The following is a 23,673-nucleotide window of genomic DNA, read 5'->3' as shown; positions in this document are numbered from 1 at the left end:
CGGACGCGGAGGCGGTGACGGGGTGTCGACGACCGGACCGGTGCGCCCGGGAGCCGCCCAGTGGGGTGCGCTGATCCTGTTCGCGGGGGCCTCGGGCGCGGTGGACGTGCTGGCGTTCATCGCGCTGGGGCGGGTCTTCGCCGGTGTGATGACCGGCAATCTCGTGCTGCTGGGACTCTCGCTGAGCGGGACCGGTGACGAGGGCGGGCCGGCCGCGCCGCTGCTGGCGCTGGCGGGCTATGTGGCGGGCGTCGCGGCCGTGGCGCCGTTCGCCCGGCGGCGGCCGGAGGAGCCGGAGAGGCACTGGCCACGCGCCGTCGTGCGCTGGCTCGCCGTCGAGGTCGCCGTCCTGGCTGCCGTCGCCGTCGCCTGGGGCGCGGCCGGCGGGGCGCCCGCGCAGCCGTGGCTCGACGTCGTGCTCGTCGCGGTCGCCGTCGCCATGGGGATGCAGTCCGCCGCGCTGGCCGGGGCGGGCGCGGCTGGCGGGCCGGGGACGTACTTCACCGGCACCCTCACCCAGGTGGTCGTGCGCGCCGTCGGCCCCGGGGGCGGGCGGCGCGCGGATCTGGGTTCGCTGGCGAGGCTGCTCGCGCTCACCGCCGGGGCGGCCGTCGCCGCGCTGGTGTACGCGGCGTCCGCGCCGTGGGCGATGGTCGTGCCGCTGTTCTGGGCGTCGGCGGCACTGGCGTGCGCGGCGCTCTCCCCCCGTCCGCACCGGTCCTCCCCCGAAGCGCCGACGACAGGAGGCATCTCATGAAGGCCGTGGTCTACGACGGCACCCGCCGGGTGTCCGTTCACGAGGTCGAGGACGCGGCCCTGCTGGAGCCGACGGACGCGCTGGTACGCATCACCTCCAGCGCCTTGTGCGGCACCGATCTGCATATGTACGACGGCCGTACGGGCGCGGAGCCCGGACTGGTGCTGGGTCATGAGCCGCTGGGTGTGGTGGAGCGGACCGGCGCCGCCGTCACGCAGGTCGCGCGGGGCGACCGGGTCGTGATGCCCACCCATCTGTTCTGCGGTGTCTGTCCCAACTGCGCCCGCGGGCGGTCCGCCGCGTGCTCCCGGATCAGGCCGGGAGCTTTCGGTGCCGCGTACGGGTACGCGGGTATGGGACCGTACCGGGGCGCACAGGCCGAGCTGTTGCGCGTGCCGTACGCGGACGCCAACTGTGTACCGCTGCCCGGCGAGCCGGGCGACCGGTACGAGGACGCGTTCGTGCTGCTGGCGGACGCGTTCGTGACGGGCTGGCACGCCACCGAACTGGCCCGGGTGGGGCCGGGCGACACCGTCGCCGTGTTCGGCGCCGGGGCGATCGGGCTGCTGGCCGCGCACTCGGCCGTCATCCGTGGCGCCGGTCAGGTCTACGTGGTGGACCACATCGCCGAACGGCTGGCCGTGGCGGCCGAGTTCGGCGCCGTACCGGTGGACTTCACCTACGGCGACCCGGTCCTGTGGATCCGCGAGCACCGGCGCGAGCGCGGGCTGCCGCCCGGGGAGGAAGGCATGGACGGGGTGGACTGCGGGATCGACGCGGTCGGTTTCCAGGCGCGTGACCGCGCCACCCCGGGGCGGGAGAATCCGCGTCAGGTCGTCGACGATCTCGCGCGGCTGGTCAATCCCGCCGGATCGCTCGGTGTCGCGGGGGTCTTCGCGGCCAAGGACCTCGCCCCGGCGCCCGAGGGGCACCACGACGGATCGATCCGGGTGCCGTGGGCGACGCTGTTCGACAAGGGTGTGCACGTCGGCTTCGGCCGTACCCACGACCGCCGTTACACCCGGCTGTTGCGCGACCTGGTGCTGAACGGCAGGGCGCACCCCGAGAAGGTGGTGACCCATCACGGTTCGCTGGCCGACGCGCCGGGTCTCTACGACGCGTTCGACCGCCGCGCCGACGGCATCGTGAAGGCGGTGCTCCGGCCATGAGGACCGGGCGGTCCGTCGGTCAGGACAGCGGGATCGGCGAACCGGGGACGATGAGGCCGCTCTCGTAGGCGATGGCGACGAGATGGGCGCGGCTGGTGGCGCCGAGTTTGCGCAGGATCCGGTTGACGTGGGTCTTCACGGTGAGCGGGCTCAGACCGAGAAGCTGGGCGAGCGCGTTGTTGTCGCGCTGGGTGGCGACCAGGGCGAGGATCTGGCGTTCGCGGTCGGAGAGATGCTCCAGCGCCGACGGTGGGGCGACGGCGCGGGCGTCGCGGATGTCGAGCGGTGAGCCGGGAGAGGAGATGACCAGTCCTCCCCCGCTCACCAGGTCGAGAGCCGTCACGAAGTGGGGCGCCTCGATGTCCCGGCCGAGGATGCCCGTCACCCCGGCGCGCACGAAGTACACGATGTCCGAGGTGGGGACGGTGCCGATGACGGCGAGCCGTGTCCAGGCGGTGGCCTGCCGCAAGGCCGGCTGGGTCGCCGCCATCGGGCGGTCGGGCAGTGCCTCGGCGTCGATCAGGAGGAGATCCGGCCGCAGCGTGGGCAGTTGGGCCAGGGCGTCGGGGAGGCCGGGGGTCTGGGCCTGGAGGGTGAGCACGGCGGACGCCCCGATGACGCGGGCGTAGGCGTCGCGTACGAGGGCGCGGCCTCCTGCGAGCAGTACCCGGTGCATCTCTCGTCCTTCGGTCGGATGCCGGCCGCGGCGGGGGTGTACGCCTCCGACGCGGGCACCGGCGGGTCGAAGGGCGGCCCCGGCCGGGGTCGGGCGAGTTCGCGTGGGCCGCGTCCGCTCAACGGCCCGACGTGCCTGGGGAGTTCATGGCTCCCGGGGCGGTCGGGCCGTCGGCGCCGTTCATGCCTGGACCGTGGTCTTCTCCGGCTCGGCGGAGTTCGTCAGCGGCTTGTCCTGGCCACCCGTGACGGTGCGTACGGCAGGGATGGCCGCCGCGATGGCGGCGGAGACCAGGGCGACGCCGCAGCCGATCAGCAGGGCCGTACGGAATCCGCTCTCGGAGGCGATGCTGAAGCCGCCGATGCCGGTCGTCATCTGGGAGAGGACCAGGCCGATGACCGCCGCGCCGATCGATGTGCCGAGCGAGCGCATGAGGGTGTTGAAGCTGTTCGCGGCGGCGGTCTCCGAGAGCGGGACGGAACTCATGATGAGCGCCGGCATGGAACCGTACGCGAGACCCACACCGCTGCTGGTCACCATGATCGACACCATGATTCCCCACGCGGAGCCCATCAGCACGAGCGACAGCGCGTAGCCCGCCGCGATGACCAGGACTCCGCCGAGGAGGGTGACCTTCGGGCCGTAGGCGTTGGTCAGTTTGCCGCCGAGCGGGGAGACGACCATCATCATCAGGCCGCCGGGCGCCATCCACAGACCGGCCGCGAGGATCGACTGCCCCAGTCCGTAGCCGGTGGCCTCGGGGAACTGGAGCAGCTGCGGCGCCACCAGCATGCTGGCGTACATCGCGAAGCCGACGAAGATCGACGCGATGTTGGTGAGCAGGACCCGGGGACGGGCCGTGGTGCGCAGGTCGACCAGCGGGTCCTTCGTCCGCAGCTCCCACATGCCCCAGCCGACCAGCAGTACGACGGCGGCGGCGAACAGACCGAGCGTGGTCCCCGAACCCCAGCCCCAGTCGGCCCCCTTGGAGATGGCGAGCAGCAGGCTGACCAGACCGGCGCCGAGGCTGAGCGCGCCGGGCGCGTCGAACCGCTGCCCCTTGGCGCTGGCCGGCACGCTCGGGATCAGGAACCAGATCAGCGCGCCGATGATCGTGGCCAGTACGGCGGAGCCCCAGAACAGCACCCGCCAGTTCGCGTACTGGGCGACGGCCGCGGCTATCGGCAGGCCGAGGCCGCCGCCGATCCCCATGGACGCGCTGACCAGCGCGATGGACGAGCTGAGCTTCTCCGTGGGAACGACGTCACGCAGCAGCGCGATGCCCAGCGGCACCATGCCCATGCCCATGCCCTGGAGCCCGCGTCCGACGATCATCGGGATGACGGAGGACGAGAGCGCGCACACCACGGAGCCGGCGATCAGCGGCACCGAGCAGACGAGAAGCATCGTGCGCTTGCCGACCAGGTCGCCCAGCCTGCCGACGACCGGCACACAGACCGCCGCCACCAGGAGGGTCGTCGTGATCACCCAAGTGGCGTTCGAAGCCGACGTGTTGAGGATCTTCGGCAGGTCGGCGATGAGCGGGGTCACCAGCGTCTGCATGATCGCGGCGGTGGTGCCGGCGAGCGCCAGCGTGGCGACCACACCACCCGGGCGGGAGGTGAGTTGTGGGGCGTCCATGAAGAGGGACTCCTAGGGCTGTCCAACACGAAAGAGGCATGTGCATCATACATATCGTATGTATCGAGCACCTTACATGCAGGATGCATACGCGTGAGACGATGGAGTCCGGGACGTTGCGACGCGGTGCGACAATGGCCCGGCGAGAGAGAGCTGGAGGCGACACAGGCATGGTCGGGGCCACGCACGAGATCGAGTACGAGCAGATGCTGCTCAGCCGCCACATGTACTTGAATCAGAAAGGCGGACGCCGGAAGGACGGGGTACTCGACCGGAGCGCGTACATCCTGCTCAGCCGTATCCGCCTCCAGGGACCCATGTCGATCGGCGAACTCAGCGACGCCTTCGGACTCGACGCCTCCACCCTGAACCGGCAGACCGCCGCCGCGATGCGCGCGGGGCTCGTGGAGCGCATCCCGGATCCCGACGGCGGGATGGCGCGCAAGTTCCGGATCACGGACAACGGCGCCCGCGTGCTCGACGAGGAGCGGGAGGGCATCGTCCAGTCACTGGACCGGGTCATGTCCGAGTGGCCCGAGGAGGACATCGCCGCGTTCGCCGCGTATCTCAAGCGCTTCAACACGGACATCGAACGGCTCGCCGGAAGGCCGTGGCCGCGCCTCTAGATCCCCTCCGGCTCCGACGGCGGTCCGCCCGTCCGGGTGTCACCCGGACGGAGTAACGCAGTAGGGGCGCCGACTCGTGGAGGCGCGTGTCACGCGTCATGGTTGCCGGAGTGGAACCGGATACGCCGGCCCGACGAAGGAGCGCTTCCATGGCCAACTGGACCAAGGACGAACTCAACAGGATCGAGCACGCGGACGAGCTGCGGATCGCCCCTCTGAGCAGCGGCGACACACCGGACGACCCGACCACCGTCTGGGTCGTCCGCGAGGGCGACGACCTGCACGTACGCGCGTACCGCGGTCGCGGCGGCGCCTGGTACCGCGCCGCCACGGCGCGGCACGCGGGCCACATCAGCTCCGGTGGTGTGGACAAGGACGTCATGTTCGTCGAGGAGGACAGTCCGGCGCTCAACGACCGGATCGACGCCGCGTACCGCAGTAAGTACGCCCGCTTCGGGCACAGTTACGTCGACCCCATGGTGGCCGACGGCGCCCGCGCCGCGACCCTCAAGCTCGTCCCCCGCTGAATCCGGAGCACGAGCGCCCGAGCGAAGGACCCCCTATGACCACCATCGCCATCGTCGGAGCGGGCCCCGGACTGGGCGGCGCCGTGGCGCGCCGCTTCGGACGTGAGGGCTTCGACGTCGCCCTCCTCTCCCGTACGAAGGAGCACGTCGACGCGCTTGCCGGCGACCTCGGCGGCGAGGGCGTGAACGCGCGCGGTTTCGCCGCCGACGTCCACGACCCGGCCGCGCTCGCCGACGCCCTGGACGCGGCGGCCTCGGCCCTCGGCCCGGTCGAGGTCCTCCAGTACAGCCCGATCCCGCACAGGGACTTCATGAAGCCGGTCCTGGAGACGTCTCCGGCCGACATCGAGGGCCCGCTGGCGTTCTCTGTCGTCGGTCCGATGACAGCCGTCCGCCAGGTGCTTCCCGGTATGCGGTCCCTGCGGCGCGGCACTCTGCTGTTCATCAACGGCGGGACCGCCGTCCAGCCGCAGCCCGAGCGCGCGGGCACCTCGATCGCCTTCGCCGCCGAGAGCGCCTACGCGCGGATGCTGCACGACGCGCTCGCCGACGACGGAATCCACGCGGCGCAGCTCATCATTCCCGGCGCGATCACCCCCGGCCATCCCCGCAAGGATCCGGCCCTGCTCGCCGACAGGCTCTGGGCGATGCACCGTGAGCGGGGCGAGTTCCGGCACTACGCCGAGCCCCTCGACGCCTGACCCGCGCCGGCGCACGACCCGCGCCGCGCACGACGCACGGCGCGGACCTCGGCCCCGGACCGGCCCGTACGGACCGGGCGCGGCTCAGCCGGTCGGCGCGCTCAGCCCCTGCTTGACCTGGCGTGTCAGTTCGTCGGCCAGGATCTCCGGCTCGCCCTTCTCCAGGCCGTCCAGGGCCTGCGCCGCGACGGCGGCCGGGTCGGTCTTCTGCGCGGGGTCGATGTCCTCGGCCATGTCGGTGTCCATGTAGCCCACGTGCAGGGCGGACACCCGGATACCGCGCGGCTCCAGCTCCTCGCGGACCGAGTCCGTCAGCGACCACGCCGCGGCCTTGCCCGCGCTGTAGGCGCCGACTCCGGACGGGTGGATCCACGACAGCACGGAGAGGATGTTCAGGATCGAGCCGCCGCCGTTGCCCTCGATGACGGGCGCGAAGGCGCGGGTGACCTGAAGCGTGCCGAAGAAGTGGGTCTCCATCTCCAGCCGGATCCGGTCGAGCCGGCCGTACACGAGCGGCGTATGGGTGGAGATGCCCGCGTTGTTGACCAGCAGCGTGGCGTCGGGCGCGGCGGCGACGGCGGCACGGACGGACTGCGGATCGGTGATGTCGAGACGTAGCGGTACGGCGCCGGGCAGGTCCACCGTCCCGGGGTCGCGGGCTCCGGCGTACACCTTGGCGCCGCGCTCCAGCAGCTGTTCGGCGATACGTCGGCCGAGTCCTCGGTTGGCGCCGGTGACGACCGCGACCGCGTTGTTCAGCTCCATGATCCTTTTCCCTTCGTCGTGGGCCCGCGACTTCTTCGGGCCGCTGCCACACCATTTAGATTACACTCATCATCTAACGAGGGAAGGGTCGAGGCGTAGGATAAATGTCGAGAGACATCTATTCCGGGAGGTGGCCGATGGGCCGCGTATCGAGGGAACAGGCGCAGGAGAACCGCCGTCGCATCGTCGACACCGCCTCCCGTCTCTTCCGTGAACAGGGCACCGCCGGTGTCAGCGTCGCCGACCTGATGAAGGCCGCCGGGCTCACCCACGGCGGCTTCTACAAGCACTTCGACTCCAAGGAAGCCCTCGTGGACGAGGCCACCGCGCGCGCGTTCGACGGGGTCGAGCCGCGCGACCACCAGGGGAAGGGCGAAGGCGCCTCCCAGGAGGCGCGCCGCGCGTTCATCGACCACTACCTGTCCCCCGAGCACCGCGACGACATGGCGGGCGGCTGTCCCACGGCGGGCCTCGCCGTCGACATGGCGCGCGGCGCGGCGGGCAGCGCGGCACGCCACACCTACGCCGAGGGGGTCCGGGAGTTCGCGGGGCGGATGGCCGGCGACGACGATGACGGCCTCGTCCGGCTCAGCACGATGGTCGGGGCACTGATCCTGGCCCGCGCCGTCGACGGCGATCCGCTCTCCGACGCGCTCCTCGCCGCGGCGCGCGCGGAGGTGTCGAAGTAACGACACCCCCGCCCCCGGCTCCGGGCCTCAGGTGCGCGGGCCCAGCAGTCGGATCGCGTCGGCGACGACCGTGCCGTCGGCGTCGTTGCTCAGCTCGACGGACGTGGCGAGACCGCCGCTCAGCCGGTACGTGCCGAGCGTGACCCACGACCCGCCGCGCGGCTCCGTGGCTCCCGCCACCCGCTGGTCGATCCGCACCGTGTCGGTGCCACGCGCGTGGACGACGGTGTACGGGGCGTTGCCCGCCCGGTCGGCGCCCGGGGCGTACGACGTCTGGATCTCGTACACGCCGTCCCGGGGCACCGCCGGACGCCAGCGCACCGACCGCTCGCCCGAACCGGCGGGCGCCGTACGGTAGTTGCCCGCCCAGTAGCCGGGATCGGCCGTGGCGGTGGGCCAGCTGCCCGCTACGAGCGAGAAGCCGAGCCGGTCGTTGTCCACGACCACCTCGGCGCGTACGTCGGCGGAGCCCGGCGCCTCGATCAGGCTGAGCGAGTCGAGACCGAGCCTGGTCCCGCCGCCCCGGCCGGTACCCGCCACCTCGCACCGCACGGTGTGCCGTCCGGCGCGCAGCCGGGTGGCGCCGATACGGGCCAGGTCGTAGCCGTCCGCCGACTGCGCCGTGGTGTCGATCGAGAAGGCGGACAGTCGGGTGCCGTCCACGGTGACCGCGGCCAGTGCGCCGTCCGCCGTCCGGTGGTACCGGAGCAGCAGCTCGTAGTCGCCGGCGCGCGGTACCCGGAAGGTGAACTCGGCCGCGCCGCCCACCTGTTGGGGCGTGAGGACCAGTCGCTCGCCCCGGCGCGCGAGCGGGTCGGCGACGGTGTCGACCGCGCCGCCCGTGACCTCGCGGTCCGTGTCGGCCAGCGCGATCACGGTCTCCCGGTGGCGGGGGCCGTGGCGCAGGCTGTCGCGGCCCCGGGTCAGCCAGTCGAGCGAGAAGCGGCAGACGTTGACCCGGCGCGGGGCACTCGCGAGGTCACCGTCGCAGCCGTACAGCAGCACGATCGTGCCGTCGGACAGCCGGGCGAGGTCCGAGTAGAAGGAGCGTCGTTCGTTGATGACCCGCTGGTACCGGTACGAGATGCCCTCGTCGTAACTGACCGACACCGTCATGTTGTATCTGACCGGCGAGTCGGGGCGGCTGAACAGCACCCGGTCGGTGTCGCGGCTGCCGGGGCCGCCGCTGTAGCGCAGCAGACCGGCGTCCACCGCGTTGAACGAGCCGGTGGAGCCGTCGAACGCCGGCGGTGACCAGGTCAGTCCGTCGTCCGCGCTGACGGAGACGATGCGCTGGCCCTCGCCGCCCGCCGCGGCGCGGCCGTTCACGAGCACGGTGCCGTCGGCCCGCTGCACCATCCGCGCCTCGTTTATGGGGTACTTGACCTGGACGGGTACCTCGCCGGTCGCGTGCCAGGTGGCGCCGTGGTCGTCGCTGTAGATCGGCGCGACGCCGTAGTACCGCTCGGCCACGGTGTTGCCGACGATCACTCTTCGGTGCGAGCAGTTGAGCAGCAGCCGGCCGGAGTCGAGCTGGAGGCCATGGCCGGGGCCGGGGCCGTGCAGCGCCCAGTTGTAGGGAAACCCGTCGAACAGGCCTGCCAGGTTGCGCACCTGACCCCAGGTCCGTCCGCTGTCCCGGCTGGAGATCACGTACAGATCACCGGAGTCGCCCGAGCAGGAGGTGTTCTGCGGCAGCCGGAGCGAGAGCATGTAGAAGAGGAACACCTCGCGCGTCTGACGGTCCACCACCAGTGCCGGGTTGCCCCAGGACTCCCCGCCGGCGGAGGTGACGAGGGGGCGGCTCGCCTCCCAGGTCTCGCCGCCGTCGGTGCTGCGGCGCAGCAGCAGATCGCGTGGCCCGGCGTCGCACACCTCGTGCCGGCCCTCGGTGACGGCCAGAATGGTGTCGTCGGGCAGTACGGCGAGGGCGTGCACGTGGTAGTTGACCAGCGGGCCCTCGACGGAGTCCCACAGGGTCCGCTCGTGGAAGTAGGAGCCATGCCGGACGGGGGCGGGCCGTCGGCCGGCGGCGTGTGCCGTGGTGCCCAGGACCCCGGTGCCCAGCGCGGCGGTCGCCGAGACACCGGCGACGCCCAGGGCGAAGGATCTGCGGTTCATGTCGGTGCGCTTCGGTCCGGTTTCGGACATGGTGAGCCACCCCTTTCGGGCGGTACGGAGGAGAGCGAGCCGGCGCGGGGGGTTACGGTCCGGATCCGGGCGTACGGTCCGGATCAGCACCTGTGGTCCGGATCAACGCCTGTGGTCCGGACCGGGGCGTACGGTCCCGGTCACCCGCGGGTGCATCGGGCAGGTACCGGATCAGGCGCGTATGAGATGGGCGTCGAGCGGGGCGAGCAGGTCGAGCAGCGCCCGCCGCTCCGCCTCCGAGCACGGGGTGAACGGCGCGGCGACATGGGGCGGGCACAGCCCGCGTGCGGACAGGACGGCCTTCACCGCCGGCACACCGGGCCGTACGGTGTGGAGCGCCAGCGCCTCGTCGATCAGTTGTTGCGCGCGCCGGGCGTCGTCGTGCCGTCCCGCGCGGTGGGCCCGGAACAGCTCGACCGCCGTGCCGGGCAGCAGATTCGCCACACCGGGGACCAGCCCGTCGGCGCCGAGCCGCAGCGCGTCGAGTGCCTGTCCCTCCGCGCCCTGGCTGACGCCGAAGTCGTCGCGACGGCGGGCCGCCGTGAGGGCATGGCCGAACAGGGTGAGGTCGCCCGAGCTGTCCTTGATGCCCACGAGGTGTGCCAGGCCGGTCAGTTCGTCGAGCAGGGCGGGCGTCAGCGGGTTGCTGTAGCGGGGGGCGTTGTAGGCGACGACGGGCACGCCGAGGTCGGCGGTGGCCGCGTAGTGGGCGACGATCTCGTCGTGCCGGTGGTGGTAGTAGATGGGCGGGCTGAGTACGAGCGCGTCCGGCGCGGCGGGCAGGACCGTTTCCGCGCGGGCCAGCGCCTCGGTGGTGCCGGGGGCTGTGATGTTGACCAACACCGGCCCGTCGCCGGTCAGTTCGCGCCAGCGCTCGGTCACCCCGGCGGTGAAGTCGCCGAGTTGGGCCGTCGGCAGCAGTGGTCCCTCGCCGTTGCTGCCGAAGAGCATGAGGCCGCGTGCTCCCGCCGCCGCCAAGGCGCTCAGCAGGGCGTCGGCGGCGGGGGCGGAGGGCCGGCCCGGCCGGTCCATCGGTGTGATCAACGGGACCACGACCCCGGCCAGCAGCGCCCGGCCGTCGGCCCGTGGCGCCCGGCCGTCCCCCGGGCGCCCGTCGGGCCGTCCCTCTCCTTCGAGCCGTCTCTCTCCTTCGACACCGCTGCCCTGACTGCCCATCAGTACCCCTTGACCTCGGGCCAGGCCAGTTCGACCCCGGCGCGCGTGAGTTCGTCCTGGAAGCGGCGCAGCGACTCGCCGTCCTCGTACACCTGCTCCATGTCGAGCCGGTTGTCGAGGCAGTACGCCGCGAGCGAGCCGGCGGCCTCGCCGATGTTCCACTCGACGGGGTGCAGCCGGTAACAGCCGTTGGTGATGTGGGTGGTTCCGATGTTCTTGCACACGGGCAGCAGATTCCGCAGCCGCACGGGCAGCAGGGCGCCCAGCGGGATCTGGAAGGGGCTGCTCGCGACGTCGATGTAGGTGTCGCCGCCGGTCGACGGGTGCAGGTCGATCCGGTACATCCCGATGCCGACGGAGTCCGGGTAGCGCACCGCGCCCTGTTCGCCCCGGACGGTCAGTGACAGGTCCTGTTCGACGATCCGGCGGCGGGCGACGATCCGGCGTGACTCACGGATGTACGGGGCCTTGGCCAGCCCGTCGGCCGTACCGAACACATCGCCGCGCAGCCGCAGGCCGGGCCAGCCGGTGCCGCCGTCGGGGCGGGGTGCCTCGGTCTGGAGCCAGTACAGCATGCTCATGCTCAGCTCACGGGCCCCGGCCAGATGCCGGTCCCGCTCCTTGTCGTCCACCCCGATCAGCGGTCCGGGCAGATAGTCGATCATCGGCCAGTTGACGATCGTGACATCGCTCCTGACGAAGCCGGGCCGGTAGAGCTTCCGCGAGACCACCCGGCGGAACTGCCACAGCTCCTTGTCGCCCGCGTCCTTGCTCTGGTCGGCGACCACCGGCCCGGAGTCGGCGTTCGGTGTGAAGCCGCGCGGGACGGTCTCCAGGGTCCTGGGATCGGGCGCGCTGAGGCACAGCAGCCGGTTCGGCCACTGCGGAGGCCGGTACGCCGCCCAGGCGTCGTAACCGGCCGGCCGGTCGACGGTGTGGTCCTCACCCGCCAGATGGTCGACGGCGAACACCCAGGAGAACGCCTGCATGTTGGCGGGCTGCGCCTCGTCGGGCGCGCTCGGCTCCCCCGTGTCCCGGCGTGACTCGAACCCCGTCACATACTCGGCGCCGGTCAGCGGCAGCAGATCGCCGAGTTCCGTCGCGTCCAGGACGTACGGCGCGGACACCTCGGTCCGCGTACCGTCCGGGCCCTCGACGAGCACGGACCGTACCCGGTCCGCCTCGACGGACGCGGCCACCGGCCGGTGCCCGTACAGGATCCGCAGCCGCCCGGCAGACACGTACGGCGCGACCATGGCCTGGAGTACGGCGGCGGCGACCCTGGGCTCGTGGCACAGCGCGCTGACCCGCCCCTCGCCCGGATTGAGATGGCGGCGCCGCCTGGCCTCGTCGGTGAGCGGGTACCAGGTCCGGTAGTGGTCGCGGATCGCGTCGCGCAGCGCGCGGTAGGTGCGGGTGGCGCCGAACTGCTCGATCCAGGCGTGCTCGTCGGGCGGTACGCCCTGGCTGGTGAGCTGGCCGCCGATCCAGTCGGTCTCTTCGGTCAGGAGGACCGACCGCCCCCGGTCGAGGGCGGCCAGCGCGGCGGCCACCCCGCCGAGGCCCCCGCCGACGACGAGGATGTCCGTTTCTGTCGCCGTGTCCGCGCTCATATGCCGCTCCCCTCGGGTGCGTTGGTGTCGGCGTGCGTACGTGCGGTCGTCGTACTCGGATCGGACGTGCTCGGCTCGGACGCGGCCGGAGCTTCGCGTTGGGCCCGCCCCCCGCGCGGGCCGAACGCGAAGCTCCGGGGACCGTCGCCCCGTAGGTCCATCGGTACCGGCGGGCCGCCGCCCGGCGGTGTGACGAGCAGGTCACCGGCGCCCTCGGCGATCCCGGTGACCCGGTCGGCCGTCAGCCGGTAGCCCCGTACGACGACGCCGGGGGCCATGTCCAGCAGGGTCCGACCGTCCAGGGCGACGGTGAGCCGGTCGGCCGCGCGGATGTCGAGCCGGCCGTCGCCGAGCGGCAGGTTGCACAGCTCGGCGCTCTCGCCCGGGTGCGCGAACCGCCAGCCGTCCGGGCGCGCGTCGGCCAGTTCACCGAACGCGAGGTATGCCAACAGACCTCCCCAGGCCATCAGCCCGTCCGAACGCTTCTGAAGACCCGTCAGATTCTCCCCGTCGGTGGCCGGATAGTTCTCCCTGACGTGGCCGTGCTCCCGCCATTCGTCGAGAAACAGCCGCAGCAGCGCCCCCACCACGGGCCGGCTCAGCCCGGTCAGCTCGTACCGCCGCAGACCCCGTACGGCGAGGTACGCCATCGGTGCCCAGATCCGGCCGCGCCAGTACGTCGCCGCGAAGCCGGGGTCGTTCCGGGCGACGCTGGGCAGGGGCCGTACGCCGCCGAGCGCTTCGGGCCGCAGCAGTTCGGCGGCCGTGCCCGCCGCCCGCCCGGGGTCCGGCAGTCCGGCGAGGAGCGCGTACAGCATCGTCGGCGAGACATGCGGATCGTGGACGCCCGTCGCCGTGAGATTGCGGTAGCCGCCCGCCTCGGTGTCCCACAGCAGCCGGTCGCAGACCGTCCTCGCCGTGGCGGCCTCCGCGCGCAGCCGGCCGGCCGTGGCGGGCTCCCCCAGGATGTCGGCGATCGCCGCCAGGGCCTCGGCGTCGGCGATGTGCAGGGCGTTCAGTCCGACGTCGGCGAGGTCCATGGTGCGGGTCGCCGGGTCGTACAGCGACTCGTCGTACATCGGCGAATCGTCCAGTCCCGACTCGCGTTTGGCGCGGTCCAGGGTCGCCGACGCGGGGTCGTCCGCGATCGGGTCGGAGCCCCAGGCGAGCAGCCCGTGCGGCCCCCGCCGCGCCCGGGGCCACCAGTCGTGCCAGGCCAGCAGCGCCGGGTAGGTCTCCGTCAGCAGCGCCGTGTCGCGGGTGGCGGGCGACAGGCCGCCCGCCAGATACGCCTGATACACCGTCAGCGCGCCGACGGGCGGCTGCGACCGGTCGTCGGTGCGGCCCCCGTCGTCGGAGATCCGGTTCGGGATCATGCCGGCGTCGTCGGCGTACGGGAGGATCTGCCCGAACACCCCGCGCGCGTAGTCCCGGTCGACGGCGGAGGCGGCGAGGCCCGTGAAGAAGGTGTCCCAGGCGTGCAGGGCCCAGGTGCCGTAGAAGCCCTTGCGCTCGGCGCTGACGAAGTCCCGTGACGTCGGGGTGAGCACCCGGTCGATGTCCGGCGCGTAGATGGTGTTCCAGGTGACGGCCCTGGTCAGGGCGTCGGCGGCGGCGCCGAGCCAGCCGCCGGACCGCAGCCGGGTCCGGTCGGACTCGGTACGGCGCGCCGCGAGTACGGCGCCGGTCTCCGCGACCGTCCGCCCTGCCGTCCGTTCGGCCGTCCGTTCGACCGTCTCAGGCACCTGCTCCGGCGCGACGCACAGGTCCACCGCTCCGGGCTCGAACGCCAGCACCAACGTGTGCGCCGGTCCGTCGAGCCGGCGGGCCGGTGACGAGGTGGCGACCGTCCAACGGACGCCGCCCACAAGGACGGTGGCGACCGCCCCGGCCGGGCCCGCTTCCTCCGCCACGCCGTCCAGGCCCTCCACGGACAGCACCGCACCGCCCGCGCACTCCGCGCGGGCGTGCAGGACATCGCCCGGTCCGCCCGCGAACACCAGCCGCAGCCGGTGGCCCGCCGCCCGTACCGTCACCTCGGCGAAGGAGCCGTCCACGGTGTGCGGCCCCAGCCGCTCAAGTCCGTCGCGCCAGGTGAAGCCGTCGAGCACCGGCCCGTCGGGGCCGAGCACGCCGAAGCGCACGCGGGGCCCGGACGGCAGCGCGCTCATACCGGTGTGGGTGCGGACGTCCCAGGTGTTCCAGCCGGTCGGCGCCGGTGTTCCGGTGGTGGCCCGCGTCCCGTTCGTACGGCTCCCGCCGCCACGGTCCCGGCTCGTACCGCTCCGGCTCGTACCGCTCCGGCTCATGGCGCTCCGGCTCACACGGCTCTCGCTCATACGACCGCCTTGTCGTCGGTGGTGCCGTCGCCCGGCACGGAGTCGTCCAGGTCCAGCGCCGCGTCCAGCAGCGCCCGGGTGTACGCGTGACGCGGCGCGGTCAGTACGTCGCCGGTCCTGCCCTCCTCCACAAGAACGCCCCGGTGCATCACCGCCACCCGGTCGGCGATCTGGTGCACCACCCCCAGGTCGTGGGAGATGAAGAGCATCGCGAGCCGGTACTTGGCGCGCAGATCGGCCAGCAGCCGCAGGATCTGGGCCTGGACGGACACATCGAGCGCCGACACCGCCTCGTCGCACACCAGCAGCCGGGGCCGTACCGCCAGCGCCCTGGCGATGCTGACCCGCTGGCACTGACCGCCCGACAGGTCGCCGGCCCGCCGTGACGCGACCTCGGGATCGAGCCCCATGTCGGCCAGCAGCCGGTGCAGCGCCTCGGTGCGGTCGCCCTCGGGGGCGGTGACCGGGTGGGTGCTCCAGACCTCGGCGATGATCGAGGCGACCGTCATGCGCGGGTTCAGCGACGAGCGCGGATCCTGGAACACCATCTGCACGGCGCGCTGCAACTCCGGCGGCCGGCGCCCCGCACGGCCGAGCGGCCGGCCGTCGAAGGTGAGTGTCCCGGCATCGGGCCGCAAGAGTCCCGCCACGCACCGCGCCAGGGTCGTCTTGCCGGAGCCCGACTCGCCCACCAGACCGAGTGTCTCCTCGGGCGCCACCGACAGGCTCACGCCGTCCACGGCGGGCGGACCGCCCCGGCGGCCGATCCCCCGCCCGCCGTAACTGACCCGCAGGTCACGCACATCGAGGAGTCGCCCCTGCCCTTCCTCCGCGCTCATGACCCCAGCACCTCCTCGGCGAAGTGACAGGCGCTCCGGCGCCCCCGCGCCACCTCCCGTACCTCCGGCACCTCGTCGCGGCACCGGGCTCGGGCCAGCGGGCAGCGCGGATGGAAGGCGCAGCCCGCCGGCCGGTTCGCGGGTGTCGCCGGGGCGCCGGGCAGCGGGTCGGCGAGCGCGGTACGGGTCCGGACGGCGGGCACGCTGCGTACCAGGGCGGCGGTGTACGGATGGGCGGGCCGGCGCAGTACGTCGCGGGCGGGCCCGTGCTCGCAGACCCGGCCCGCGTACATCACCACCACCCGCCGCGCGACGTGCGACACGACCCGCAGGTCATGGCTGACCAGCAGCATCGCCAGTCCGTCGGCGGCCTGGATGTCGGCGAGGAGCCGCAGGATGCGGGACTGCACGGTGACGTCGAGCGCGGTGGTGGGCTCGTCGGCGAGCAGGAGCGCGGGCCGGCCGGCCAACGCCAGTGCGATCATGGCGCGTTGGCGCAGTCCGCCGGACAGCTCGTGCGGGTAGGCACGCATCCGCCGGGCCGGATCGGGCACACCGGCCCGGTCGAGGAGTTCGACGACCCGGCGGCGTACCTCGGCGCGCGGGAGACCGTCGCGGCGCGGGATCTCGCCGACCTGACGGCCGATCCGCTGGGTCGGGTTGAGCGCGGCGAGCGGGTCCTGGAAGATCATCGCGATCTCCCGGCCGCGTACCGTCCGGCGCCGTGCCGCGTCGGCCGCGATCAGGTCCTCGCCGTGCCACAGCAGCCGGCCCGTCAGGGTGGCGCCCTCGGGCGGCAGGCCCAGGATCGCCTGCGCGGTCATCGTCTTTCCGCTGCCCGACTCGCCGATCAGTCCCACGGTGGTGGCGCGCGGCACGTCGAAGGAGACCCCGTCCACCGCCCTTACCCGGGCGCCGTGGGGCCCCGGCAGTTCCACCACCAGGTCCTCGATCCGCAGCGGCGGGCCGTCGACCGCAGGCGCCGGGGGCGGCTTGGTGTCTCCGTGCTCGCGTGCGGTGCCGGCCGGGGTCATGAGCCACCGGTCCGTACGGTCGCGAAGTCCGGCAGACCGCTGGCGTCGGGGGCGAAGCCCGTCAGGTCGCTGTTCCAGGCGTACGCGATGCTCACCGACATCGGGTACATGCCGACGGCGTCGCGCCAGATGATCGCGGACGCCCGGCCGTAGAGGTCCGTGCGCTTCTGCTTGTCGGCGGTGGCTCCGGCCGATGCCAGCAGACCGTCCAGTTCCTTGTTGCAGTAGCCGTTCCGGTTGGCCTCACAGGTGTAGAGGCGGCCGAGATTGCTGGCGGCGTCGTAGCTCGGTGTGGCGAGTTGCTGGAAGTTGATGTCCCACTTCAGCGCGATCAGGTCCTCGGTGAAGGTGGCCTGTTCCTTCTCCAGCGGGTCCGCCCGCACGCCGATCTTCTGGAGGTCGGAGACGACGGCCTGGATGAACGGCCGGAACTCGGCGTTGGCGAACTGGAGCCGCAGCTTCTTCGAGAAGTCGAAGCCGGCGTCGGTGAGTGCCGACTTGGCGGCTGCCGCGTCGTACGCCACCGGCGGCTGCGGCACATGGCCGAGGACGACGCTCGTCACGGGCGCGTCCGCCGGCTTGCCCGTCTCCGGGTAGAGCTTGTCGATGATCGTCTTGAAGTCGACCGCCTGCCAGATCGCCTTGCGCACCTTGGCGTCCTTGAGCGCGGGGGTCGAGGAGTTGAACCACATGGTGAACTCGGCGCTGCTGGGCACCGTCCGCACCGTGAGGTTCTTCTCGCCCTTCAGCGAGGCCAGTTGGTCGTCCGGGATCCCCCACAGTATGTCCACCTCGCCGGTGCGCAGCGCCGTCATCCGGGCCGACAGCTCGGGGATGTTCCGTACGGTGACCCGGCGCAGCGCCGGCTTGTCGCCCGCGTACTTCTTGTTGGGCACCAGGACCAGCGACTCACCGGGGGTGAAGGCGTCGACGGTGAACGGGCCCGAGCCGACCGGGTGGTTGAAGTAGGCGGTGTCGTCCTTGCCGACGTCGGAGGGGATGACGTAGAAGGTGCCGAGCTTCCCGGGGACGGACGCGTCGGGTGCCGGGCTGCCGAGGACGACTTCGGTGGTTGAGGTCTTCTTCATCGTGTAGCCCGGGAAGTTGCCCGCGTTGGGGCCGTTCAGGTCGATCATCCGCCGGAACGAGGCGACGACGTCGTCGGCGTCGAGCGGGGAGCCGTCGGAGAACGTGAGACCGTCGCGCAGCGTGAACGTCCAGGCGGTGACGGACTTGTCGGGCTTCCAGGAGGTGGCGAGGTCGCCCTTGAGCGTGCCGTCCGGGTCGGGTTTCACGAGTCGGCTGAAGATCTCCTGCCCGGCCAGCTGGGTGCCGGTGGAGGCGCCCTGGGCGCCGTGCGGGTCCAGGCTCTCGATCGGGTAGGTGCCGGCGGCCGTCACGTCGCCCGAGGCGCCGGAGGCGTCCGCGTCGTCGCCGCCCGATGTCGTCGAACAGGCGGCGAGGAGCGCCGCGCCCGCGGTGGCGGTGGCGGCGAGCCGGAGCAGCCGGCTTCGCCCGTACGCGCGCGTCTTGGTCATGGTGGTGCTCCTGTCTGGGAACGAGGGTCGGTCGGAGCGGGTCGAGAGGATTCGCGCGGTTCAGTCCGTACGGCCACGCCGGTAGCGGGCGGTGAGCTGGTCGCCGAGAATGCCGACGTTGATGATCAGGAAGGACAGGGCGATGCCGGGCAGGGTGGAGATCCACCACTGCCCTTCGAGGTACTCCTTGCCGTTCGCGATCGTCTGCCCCCACGACACGGTCGATGCGGGCAGTCCGATACCGAGGAAGCTGAGCCCCGCCTCCGCCAGTACCACCAGGGCGAATTCGAGGGTGGCGAGCGCGACGATCGGCCCCGCCGTGAACGGGAGTACGTGCCGGGCGAGGACCGACCGGCCCGGCACGCCGAGCACCCGCGCGGCGTCGACCCAGGGCCGTTCCCTGATGGTGAGCGCGACGCCGCGCGTGACTCGGGCGAAGGTGATCCAGCCGGTCGCCGAGAGGGCGACGACGACCAGCAGGACGCTGCGTTCGAAAGCGCCGGCGATGACGATCGCCAGCAGGATCGCGGGAAACGCCAGCAGGATGTCGAAGACCCGCGCCAGTACGGCGTCGACGCCGCCGCGGAAGTAGCCGGCGACGGCGCCGAGAACGACCCCGACGAGACAGGAGATCGCGACCGTCGACACACCGATGAGCACGGACGTCCTGGCCCCGTAGACGATCTGGGCGAGGACGTCACGGCCGAGGCCGTCCGTGCCGAACCAGGCCGTCCCGCCCGTGGACGTCTCGGAGCCGGGAGCCAGCAGCCGGTCCTCCAGGGACGTGTGCACCGGGTCGTAGTCGATGAGCAGCGGGCCGACGAGGGCCACCAGCAGATAGAGGCCCACGACCAGAAAGGGGAAACGGGCGAGCAGCCGGCGCGGCGCCCGTGCCGGGGCGGCCTTCACCAACTCTTCGGGGGCGGCGGCGATGTCGGCCATCAGACGGCTCCCGTCCGGATGCGCGGATCCAGTTGGGCGATGAGCAGGTCGGCGATCAGATTGAGTACGACGACGACGCCGGCGATCAGGAGCGTGACGCCCTGGACGACGGCGTAGTCGCGGTTGGCCACGGCGTCCACCACGAGCGATCCGAGGCCGGGCCAGGCGAAGACGTTCTCGACGATGACCGCGCCGCCGACCAGCGCGCCGACCTGGACGCCCACCACGGTGACGACGGGGATCAGCGAGTTGCGCAGCGCGTGGCCGAGCAGCACCTGACGCTCGGTCAGCCCCTTGGAACGCGCGGTCTGGACGTAGCCCTCGCGCATCGTCTCCACGACGCTGGTCCGGGTCAGCCGGGCGATGATCGCGATGAACGGGAACGCGAGCGTGAGGGCCGGGAGCACCAGATGCTGCGGCGTACCCACCCCTGAACTGGGCAGCAGGCCCAGCCCGAGCGCGAAGACCAGCACCAGCATGATGCCGATCCAGAAGGTGGGGAACGACTGGAGGGCGATCGTGCAGGCCGAGACCACCCGGTCCAGCGCGCCGCCCGGCCGGCCGCCGGCCAGCATGCCGAGGGTGAGCCCCACCAGCACCGCGGTCACGGTGGCGGTGAGCGTGAGGTCGATGGTGGCGGGCAGCCGGTCGAGCACCGCGTCCATCGCGGGTCGGCCGAGCCGGTGCGACTCCCCGAAGTCGAGCCGGGAGACATCGCCGAGATAGCTGAGGTACTGGGCGCCGAGTGAGCGGTCGAGTCCGAGGGATTCGCGCAGCTGCCGGATCTGGCTCCGGTCGGCGTCCGGGCCGAGCAGTACGGTCGCGGGGTCGCCGGGCGCGGCGCGGACGATGAGGAAGATCAGCGAGGCGGCGCCCCACATCACGAAGACTCCGATGAGCAGCCGTTGCACGACCATACGGATCATGTGACCGGTCTCCCGTCGGATGCGGAGTCGGGGTCGGGGTCAAAGTCGGGGGCGGGGGCGGGGTCGGGGACGGCGCGGCTCGCCGGCACGGGCCCGATCGAGTCGCCCGGTACGTACGCGCAGGGCACCGTCAGCTGTCGCGGCTCGTGGGTCTCCTGGTCGAGGAGTTCGATCAGTACGCGTACGGCCTGGCCGGCCATCTGGGCGCGGGGCAGCGAGAACCGCGTCCAGTCCCGGGACTCCGGTGTCCAGGACGGTGGATCGCCGAGCAGCGCCAGCGAACAGTCCTCCGGGAACCGCACCCGTCGGGTACCGGCCATCGTCGCCAGCGCCTCGGTGAGCCGGTCGTCCTCGGTCGGCTCGACCAGCAGCGCGGTGATCCCGAGCCCGGCGATCCACTCCTCCACCCGCTCGACCGAGAGTTCCGCCGGATCGGCCAGTGTCCGGATCAGCGCGTCGTCGGGGACGATGCCGGCCTCGGCCAGCCCGCGCCGGTAGCCCTCCTCACGGTCCCTGGTGGGTTCGCTGTCCTCCAGGGCCCGCAGATACAGGATCCGGCGGTGCCCCAGCCGTGCCAGCTCGGCGACGAGCGCGCCGGTCGCCGCGACATAGTCGGCCGCCACGTAGGACAGCTCCCCGTCGTCCACCTCACGGCGTCCGACGAAGACGAACGGGAAGTCCTCCCGGACCAGTGCCGACAACTCCTCGCGCCGGACGTTCCTGCCGAGCAGGACGCAACCGTCCGCGATCTTCAGCCGGTTGGAGCCGCCGACGTAGATCGACCGTTCGGCGGCCCCGGTGCCGGATTCACCCGAGCCGCGCGGGCCGACGCGGGCCGCGTCCCTGCCCGTGCCGGTCGAACTGAACAGCAGCAGGTCGTAGCCCTGCCGCGCCGCCTCCTCCTCCACTCCGAGCAGAAAGGGGTAGTAGAAATCGCGCCGATCGGTGGGGAACACCGATTCGAAGGTGTAGAGCCCGAGCAGCCGATTCCGGCCGCCTTTCAGACTGCGCGCGGCGACATTGGCCGTGTAGCCCATTTCGTCGGCCGCGGCGAGCACGGCCCGGCGGGTCGATTCCGCGATCTGGGCACTGGCCGCGCCCCCGCTTATCACCAACGACACAGTTGCCTGGGAAACGCCGGTGCGTTGGGCGATGTCCCGCTGGGTGGACCGTCGACGCCGCTCGGGAGGGGCCATGAACGCTCCCAACTAATACGTATTAGCAAGTGCCGCAAGACGCTACTCGGGCGGCGCGAAACGCGTCAAGACTCGTGAACCGTGTTTGTCCGACCTGTTTCTCGTGGATGCTGCGAATCACTCGATGTGACAGGATTCGCCATCCGTACGCATGGGCGAGCCATGGCACAGAACATCGAAATTCAGGAACATCGAATGCATCACCGCGATCCACCGTGATCCGGTGTCCCGGTGGAAAAGGGGAATTCGATGAATGGCCGCACGACGGTGGAGAACAGCCGGAGCGAACCGCCCCCCGCGCCCACTGCGGCCGACGGCCTGAGGTCCCGCTTCGACCAGGACGGTTACGCCGTGCTGCCGGGCGCCCTGACCCCGGACGAGGTGGCGGAGCTGCGCGCGGAGACCCTGCGGATCTGCCGGGGCGAGCGGGGCGTCGTCGAGGGAGCGCTGCCGCCGGTCGCGGGCGAGAGCGACGACGACACCGTCCGCAGATTCCTGTGCGTGCACTATCCGCACAAGCTGTCGGCGCTCATGCTCGACACCACGCGCCATCCCGCGATCGTCGGACCGCTGACCGAGGTGATCGGACCCGACATCAAGTCGATGCAGTCGATGCTCTTCGTCAAGTCCGAGGGCAAGCCGGGCCAGGCGTGGCACCAGGACGAGATGTTCATCCCCACCCGGGACCGCTCGCTGACCGCCGCCTGGCTCGCCCTGGACGACGCGACCGTCGACAACGGCTGTCTGTGGGTCCTGCCGGGTTCGCACAGGGCGGGCGTGATCTACCCCAACCGCGAGCACGACGACGCCCGTTACGACTGCACGGTCGAGTCCTACGGTTTTCCGTACGACGAGGCCGACGCCGTGCCGGTCGAGATCGCCGCCGGCTCGGTGCTCCTGTTCAACGGCCATCTGCTCCACAAGTCGCTGCCCAACACCGGTCGGCGGGGCCTGCGACGGGCCCTGGTCAACCACTACATGAGTGCCTCGTCCCTGCTGCCGTGGACGCTCCCGGAGGCCGAACAGCCCATGGCCCAGGCCGACTTCCGGGACGTGGTGCTGGTCGCGGGCAGCGACCCGTACGCGTACAAGGGCGTCACCGACATCCGTACGCCCCGGGTGCGGCGCGACAGGTCCGGGGGCTGCGACAGGTGAGGCCATGACGGACACACTCACTCCCGCACTCACCGCCGCCCCCGCGCCTCCCCTCGTCCCCGACCTGGCGCCCACCCTCGTCGCCCGGCTCGGGCCCGCGGTCGCGGACTATCCGCCGGGGTCGGTCTTCGGTCCGAGGGACGCGGGCACGTACGAGTTCGTGTGGCTGCTGCACGGCAGTGCCCGCTGGGTCTGCGGGGAGCTGACCGTTCCGCTGACGGCCGGCGCGCTGCTGCTCGTCCGGCCCGGTATGCGCGACACCTTCCACTGGGACACCCAGCGGCCGACCCGGCACGCCTACACACACTTCCGGCTGCCTCCCGCCGCGCGCGGCACCCGGGTCCCCGACGACTCCGGCTGGCCCGTCGTCCGCGATCTGACGGGACGGGGCGATCCGATGGCCGCCCTCTGCCAGTACCTGCTGAGTCTCGGCGCGGCGCGCCCGGCGGGCTGGGAGCGGCACGCCGAGGAGACCCTGCGGCTGCTGCTTCTCACCTTCGCGTACGGCCCCGGCCCCGAGACCGGCGCGTACCCCCTGCCCGAACCGCTGGTCGCCATGATGGCCGCGGTCCGCGACCACTGGGCCGACGGGGTGGCCAGGCCGCTCAGCCTGGAGCGGCTGACGCGGGCGGCGGGAGTCTCGGAGAGCACGTTGTGCCGTATCTGCCGGCGCGAACTCGGCGTCAGCCCCGTCGAAGGGCTGGAACGGCTCCGGCTGGCGCGGGCCGAGCCGCTGCTGTGGCTGAGCAACCTGTCGCTCCAGGCCATCGCCGTCCAGTGCGGTTTCGCCGACGCGTACCACTTCTCGCGGCGCTTCCGCGCGGTCTACGGGCTCTCCCCGAGCGCCTTCCGCGCCGTCCCGCCGGAGGCGGCGCCGCCGTCCCCGATCGCGAACGGCGCGCTGTCGGCGCTCCAGGCGCTGGTGCCGCCGTCCCGGACGGGTCGGTGAACGGCGACGCGGCTCACCCGCGGTGGCACGACAGCATCGGAGCGCCCGAGATCGGAGTCGGCGACGGAGACATGGATGCTCGGCCGCTGCACCACAGCCCGGCCGGAGCCGGACCGCCGGGATTCGAACCCGGGTCCCCCTTTTTTGCAGAAAGAAGTATCCGTCGCCTGCGCACCGGGCGCCCCGATGCAGGTCCCCCCGAGATCAGAGAACGGTGTGCGGCGTAATTCACCACAAGAAGTAGCCGCGGCCCACGCACCGGGA

At 72.1% G+C, this 23,673-nt stretch carries 21 protein-coding genes and 1 tRNA gene; 8 read left to right on the top strand and 14 right to left on the bottom strand.

Annotated features, from left to right (window positions below):
* Positions 1 to 22: 22 nt before the first annotated feature.
* Complete coding sequence (locus ACFYNU_RS24020; protein ID WP_356585228.1) at positions 23 to 757, top strand: DUF1275 family protein; 735 nt, start codon at positions 23 to 25, stop codon at positions 755 to 757.
* A complete protein-coding gene (locus tag ACFYNU_RS24015; RefSeq protein WP_356585227.1) occupies positions 754 to 1,926 on the top strand; it encodes a glutathione-independent formaldehyde dehydrogenase in 1,173 nt (390 codons plus the stop codon). Before ACFYNU_RS24020 ends, ACFYNU_RS24015 begins: the two co-directional genes overlap by 4 nt.
* A gap of 19 nt (positions 1,927 to 1,945) precedes the next feature.
* On the opposite strand, the gene ACFYNU_RS24010 is transcribed toward ACFYNU_RS24015, so the two are convergent.
* Entirely contained in the window at positions 1,946 to 2,602 is a 657-nt protein-coding gene (locus ACFYNU_RS24010; RefSeq protein WP_356585226.1) for a response regulator transcription factor, read from the bottom strand.
* A 180-nt stretch (positions 2,603 to 2,782) separates the two neighbouring features.
* Positions 2,783 to 4,243, bottom strand: a complete 1,461-nt coding sequence (locus tag ACFYNU_RS24005) for an MFS transporter (protein WP_356585225.1) — start codon at positions 4,241 to 4,243, stop codon at positions 2,783 to 2,785.
* Between the two features lie 170 nt (positions 4,244 to 4,413).
* On the opposite strand from ACFYNU_RS24005, the gene ACFYNU_RS24000 reads away from it, so the two are divergent.
* From ACFYNU_RS24000 to ACFYNU_RS23990, 3 genes are all read left to right on the top strand, one after another.
* A complete protein-coding gene (locus tag ACFYNU_RS24000) occupies positions 4,414 to 4,869 on the top strand; it encodes a MarR family transcriptional regulator (protein WP_356585224.1) in 456 nt (151 codons plus the stop codon).
* 149 nt (positions 4,870 to 5,018) lie between these two features.
* Entirely contained in the window at positions 5,019 to 5,396 is a 378-nt protein-coding gene (locus ACFYNU_RS23995) for a DUF2255 family protein (protein WP_356585223.1), read from the top strand.
* 35 nt (positions 5,397 to 5,431) lie between these two features.
* Positions 5,432 to 6,097, top strand: a complete 666-nt coding sequence (locus ACFYNU_RS23990; RefSeq protein ID WP_356585222.1) for an SDR family NAD(P)-dependent oxidoreductase — start codon at positions 5,432 to 5,434, stop codon at positions 6,095 to 6,097.
* Positions 6,098 to 6,181: 84 nt separating this feature from the next.
* Here ACFYNU_RS23990 and ACFYNU_RS23985 read toward each other — a convergent pair whose 3' ends face one another.
* On the bottom strand, positions 6,182 to 6,862 hold the full coding sequence (locus ACFYNU_RS23985) for an SDR family oxidoreductase (RefSeq protein ID WP_356585221.1): 681 nt from the start codon (positions 6,860 to 6,862) through the stop codon (positions 6,182 to 6,184).
* Positions 6,863 to 6,999: 137 nt separating this feature from the next.
* Here ACFYNU_RS23985 and ACFYNU_RS23980 point away from each other — a divergent pair, with 137 nt between their 5' ends.
* Positions 7,000 to 7,551, top strand: coding sequence for a TetR family transcriptional regulator (locus ACFYNU_RS23980; RefSeq protein WP_356585220.1), 552 nt, complete (start codon positions 7,000 to 7,002; stop codon positions 7,549 to 7,551).
* A gap of 27 nt (positions 7,552 to 7,578) precedes the next feature.
* On the opposite strand, the gene ACFYNU_RS23975 is transcribed toward ACFYNU_RS23980, so the two are convergent.
* From ACFYNU_RS23975 to ACFYNU_RS23930, 10 genes are all read right to left on the bottom strand, one after another.
* Positions 7,579 to 9,702, bottom strand: a complete 2,124-nt coding sequence (locus tag ACFYNU_RS23975) for an exo-alpha-sialidase (protein WP_356585219.1) — start codon at positions 9,700 to 9,702, stop codon at positions 7,579 to 7,581.
* Between the two features lie 171 nt (positions 9,703 to 9,873).
* Positions 9,874 to 10,878, bottom strand: a complete 1,005-nt coding sequence (locus ACFYNU_RS23970; protein ID WP_356585218.1) for a dihydrodipicolinate synthase family protein — start codon at positions 10,876 to 10,878, stop codon at positions 9,874 to 9,876.
* On the bottom strand, positions 10,878 to 12,491 hold the full coding sequence (locus ACFYNU_RS23965) for an FAD-dependent oxidoreductase (protein ID WP_356585217.1): 1,614 nt from the start codon (positions 12,489 to 12,491) through the stop codon (positions 10,878 to 10,880). Before ACFYNU_RS23965 ends, ACFYNU_RS23970 begins: the two co-directional genes overlap by 1 nt.
* Positions 12,488 to 14,830, bottom strand: coding sequence for a trehalase family glycosidase (locus ACFYNU_RS23960; protein ID WP_356585216.1), 2,343 nt, complete (start codon positions 14,828 to 14,830; stop codon positions 12,488 to 12,490). The genes ACFYNU_RS23965 and ACFYNU_RS23960 overlap by 4 nt, the downstream gene beginning before the upstream one ends.
* Complete coding sequence (locus ACFYNU_RS23955) at positions 14,827 to 15,669, bottom strand: ATP-binding cassette domain-containing protein (RefSeq protein ID WP_356585215.1); 843 nt, start codon at positions 15,667 to 15,669, stop codon at positions 14,827 to 14,829. The genes ACFYNU_RS23960 and ACFYNU_RS23955 overlap by 4 nt, the downstream gene beginning before the upstream one ends.
* Positions 15,666 to 16,703, bottom strand: a complete 1,038-nt coding sequence (locus ACFYNU_RS23950; protein WP_356585214.1) for an ABC transporter ATP-binding protein — start codon at positions 16,701 to 16,703, stop codon at positions 15,666 to 15,668. Before ACFYNU_RS23950 ends, ACFYNU_RS23955 begins: the two co-directional genes overlap by 4 nt.
* Positions 16,700 to 18,241 carry an ABC transporter substrate-binding protein gene (locus ACFYNU_RS23945; RefSeq protein ID WP_356585213.1) on the bottom strand — a complete coding sequence of 514 codons (1,542 nt, stop codon included), beginning with the start codon at positions 18,239 to 18,241 and terminating at the stop codon, positions 16,700 to 16,702. The genes ACFYNU_RS23950 and ACFYNU_RS23945 overlap by 4 nt, the downstream gene beginning before the upstream one ends.
* Positions 18,242 to 18,301: 60 nt before the next feature.
* Entirely contained in the window at positions 18,302 to 19,183 is an 882-nt protein-coding gene (locus tag ACFYNU_RS23940) for an ABC transporter permease (protein ID WP_356585212.1), read from the bottom strand.
* Complete coding sequence (locus ACFYNU_RS23935; protein WP_356585211.1) at positions 19,183 to 20,109, bottom strand: ABC transporter permease; 927 nt, start codon at positions 20,107 to 20,109, stop codon at positions 19,183 to 19,185. The genes ACFYNU_RS23940 and ACFYNU_RS23935 overlap by 1 nt, the downstream gene beginning before the upstream one ends.
* A complete protein-coding gene (locus tag ACFYNU_RS23930) occupies positions 20,106 to 21,305 on the bottom strand; it encodes a LacI family DNA-binding transcriptional regulator (protein WP_356585210.1) in 1,200 nt (399 codons plus the stop codon). Before ACFYNU_RS23930 ends, ACFYNU_RS23935 begins: the two co-directional genes overlap by 4 nt.
* Before the next feature lie 249 nt (positions 21,306 to 21,554).
* Between ACFYNU_RS23930 and ACFYNU_RS23925 the strand changes: the two genes are divergently transcribed.
* On the top strand, positions 21,555 to 22,460 hold the full coding sequence (locus ACFYNU_RS23925; protein WP_356585209.1) for a phytanoyl-CoA dioxygenase family protein: 906 nt from the start codon (positions 21,555 to 21,557) through the stop codon (positions 22,458 to 22,460).
* Between the two features lie 4 nt (positions 22,461 to 22,464).
* Positions 22,465 to 23,409 carry an AraC family transcriptional regulator gene (locus ACFYNU_RS23920; RefSeq protein WP_356585208.1) on the top strand — a complete coding sequence of 315 codons (945 nt, stop codon included), beginning with the start codon at positions 22,465 to 22,467 and terminating at the stop codon, positions 23,407 to 23,409.
* 109 nt (positions 23,410 to 23,518) lie between these two features.
* On the opposite strand, the gene ACFYNU_RS23915 is transcribed toward ACFYNU_RS23920, so the two are convergent.
* Positions 23,519 to 23,605 (bottom strand) — tRNA-Cys (locus ACFYNU_RS23915).
* Between the last annotated feature and the right edge of the window lie 68 nt (positions 23,606 to 23,673).

Origin of the sequence: Streptomyces sp. NPDC006643 (genome assembly GCF_042870175.1) — a bacterium.
In the GTDB taxonomy this organism is placed as follows: Bacteria; Actinomycetota; Actinomycetes; order Streptomycetales; family Streptomycetaceae; genus Streptomyces.
The sequence above is the reverse complement of the archived record's forward strand: the minus strand, read 5'-3'. Positions and strand labels throughout refer to the sequence as shown.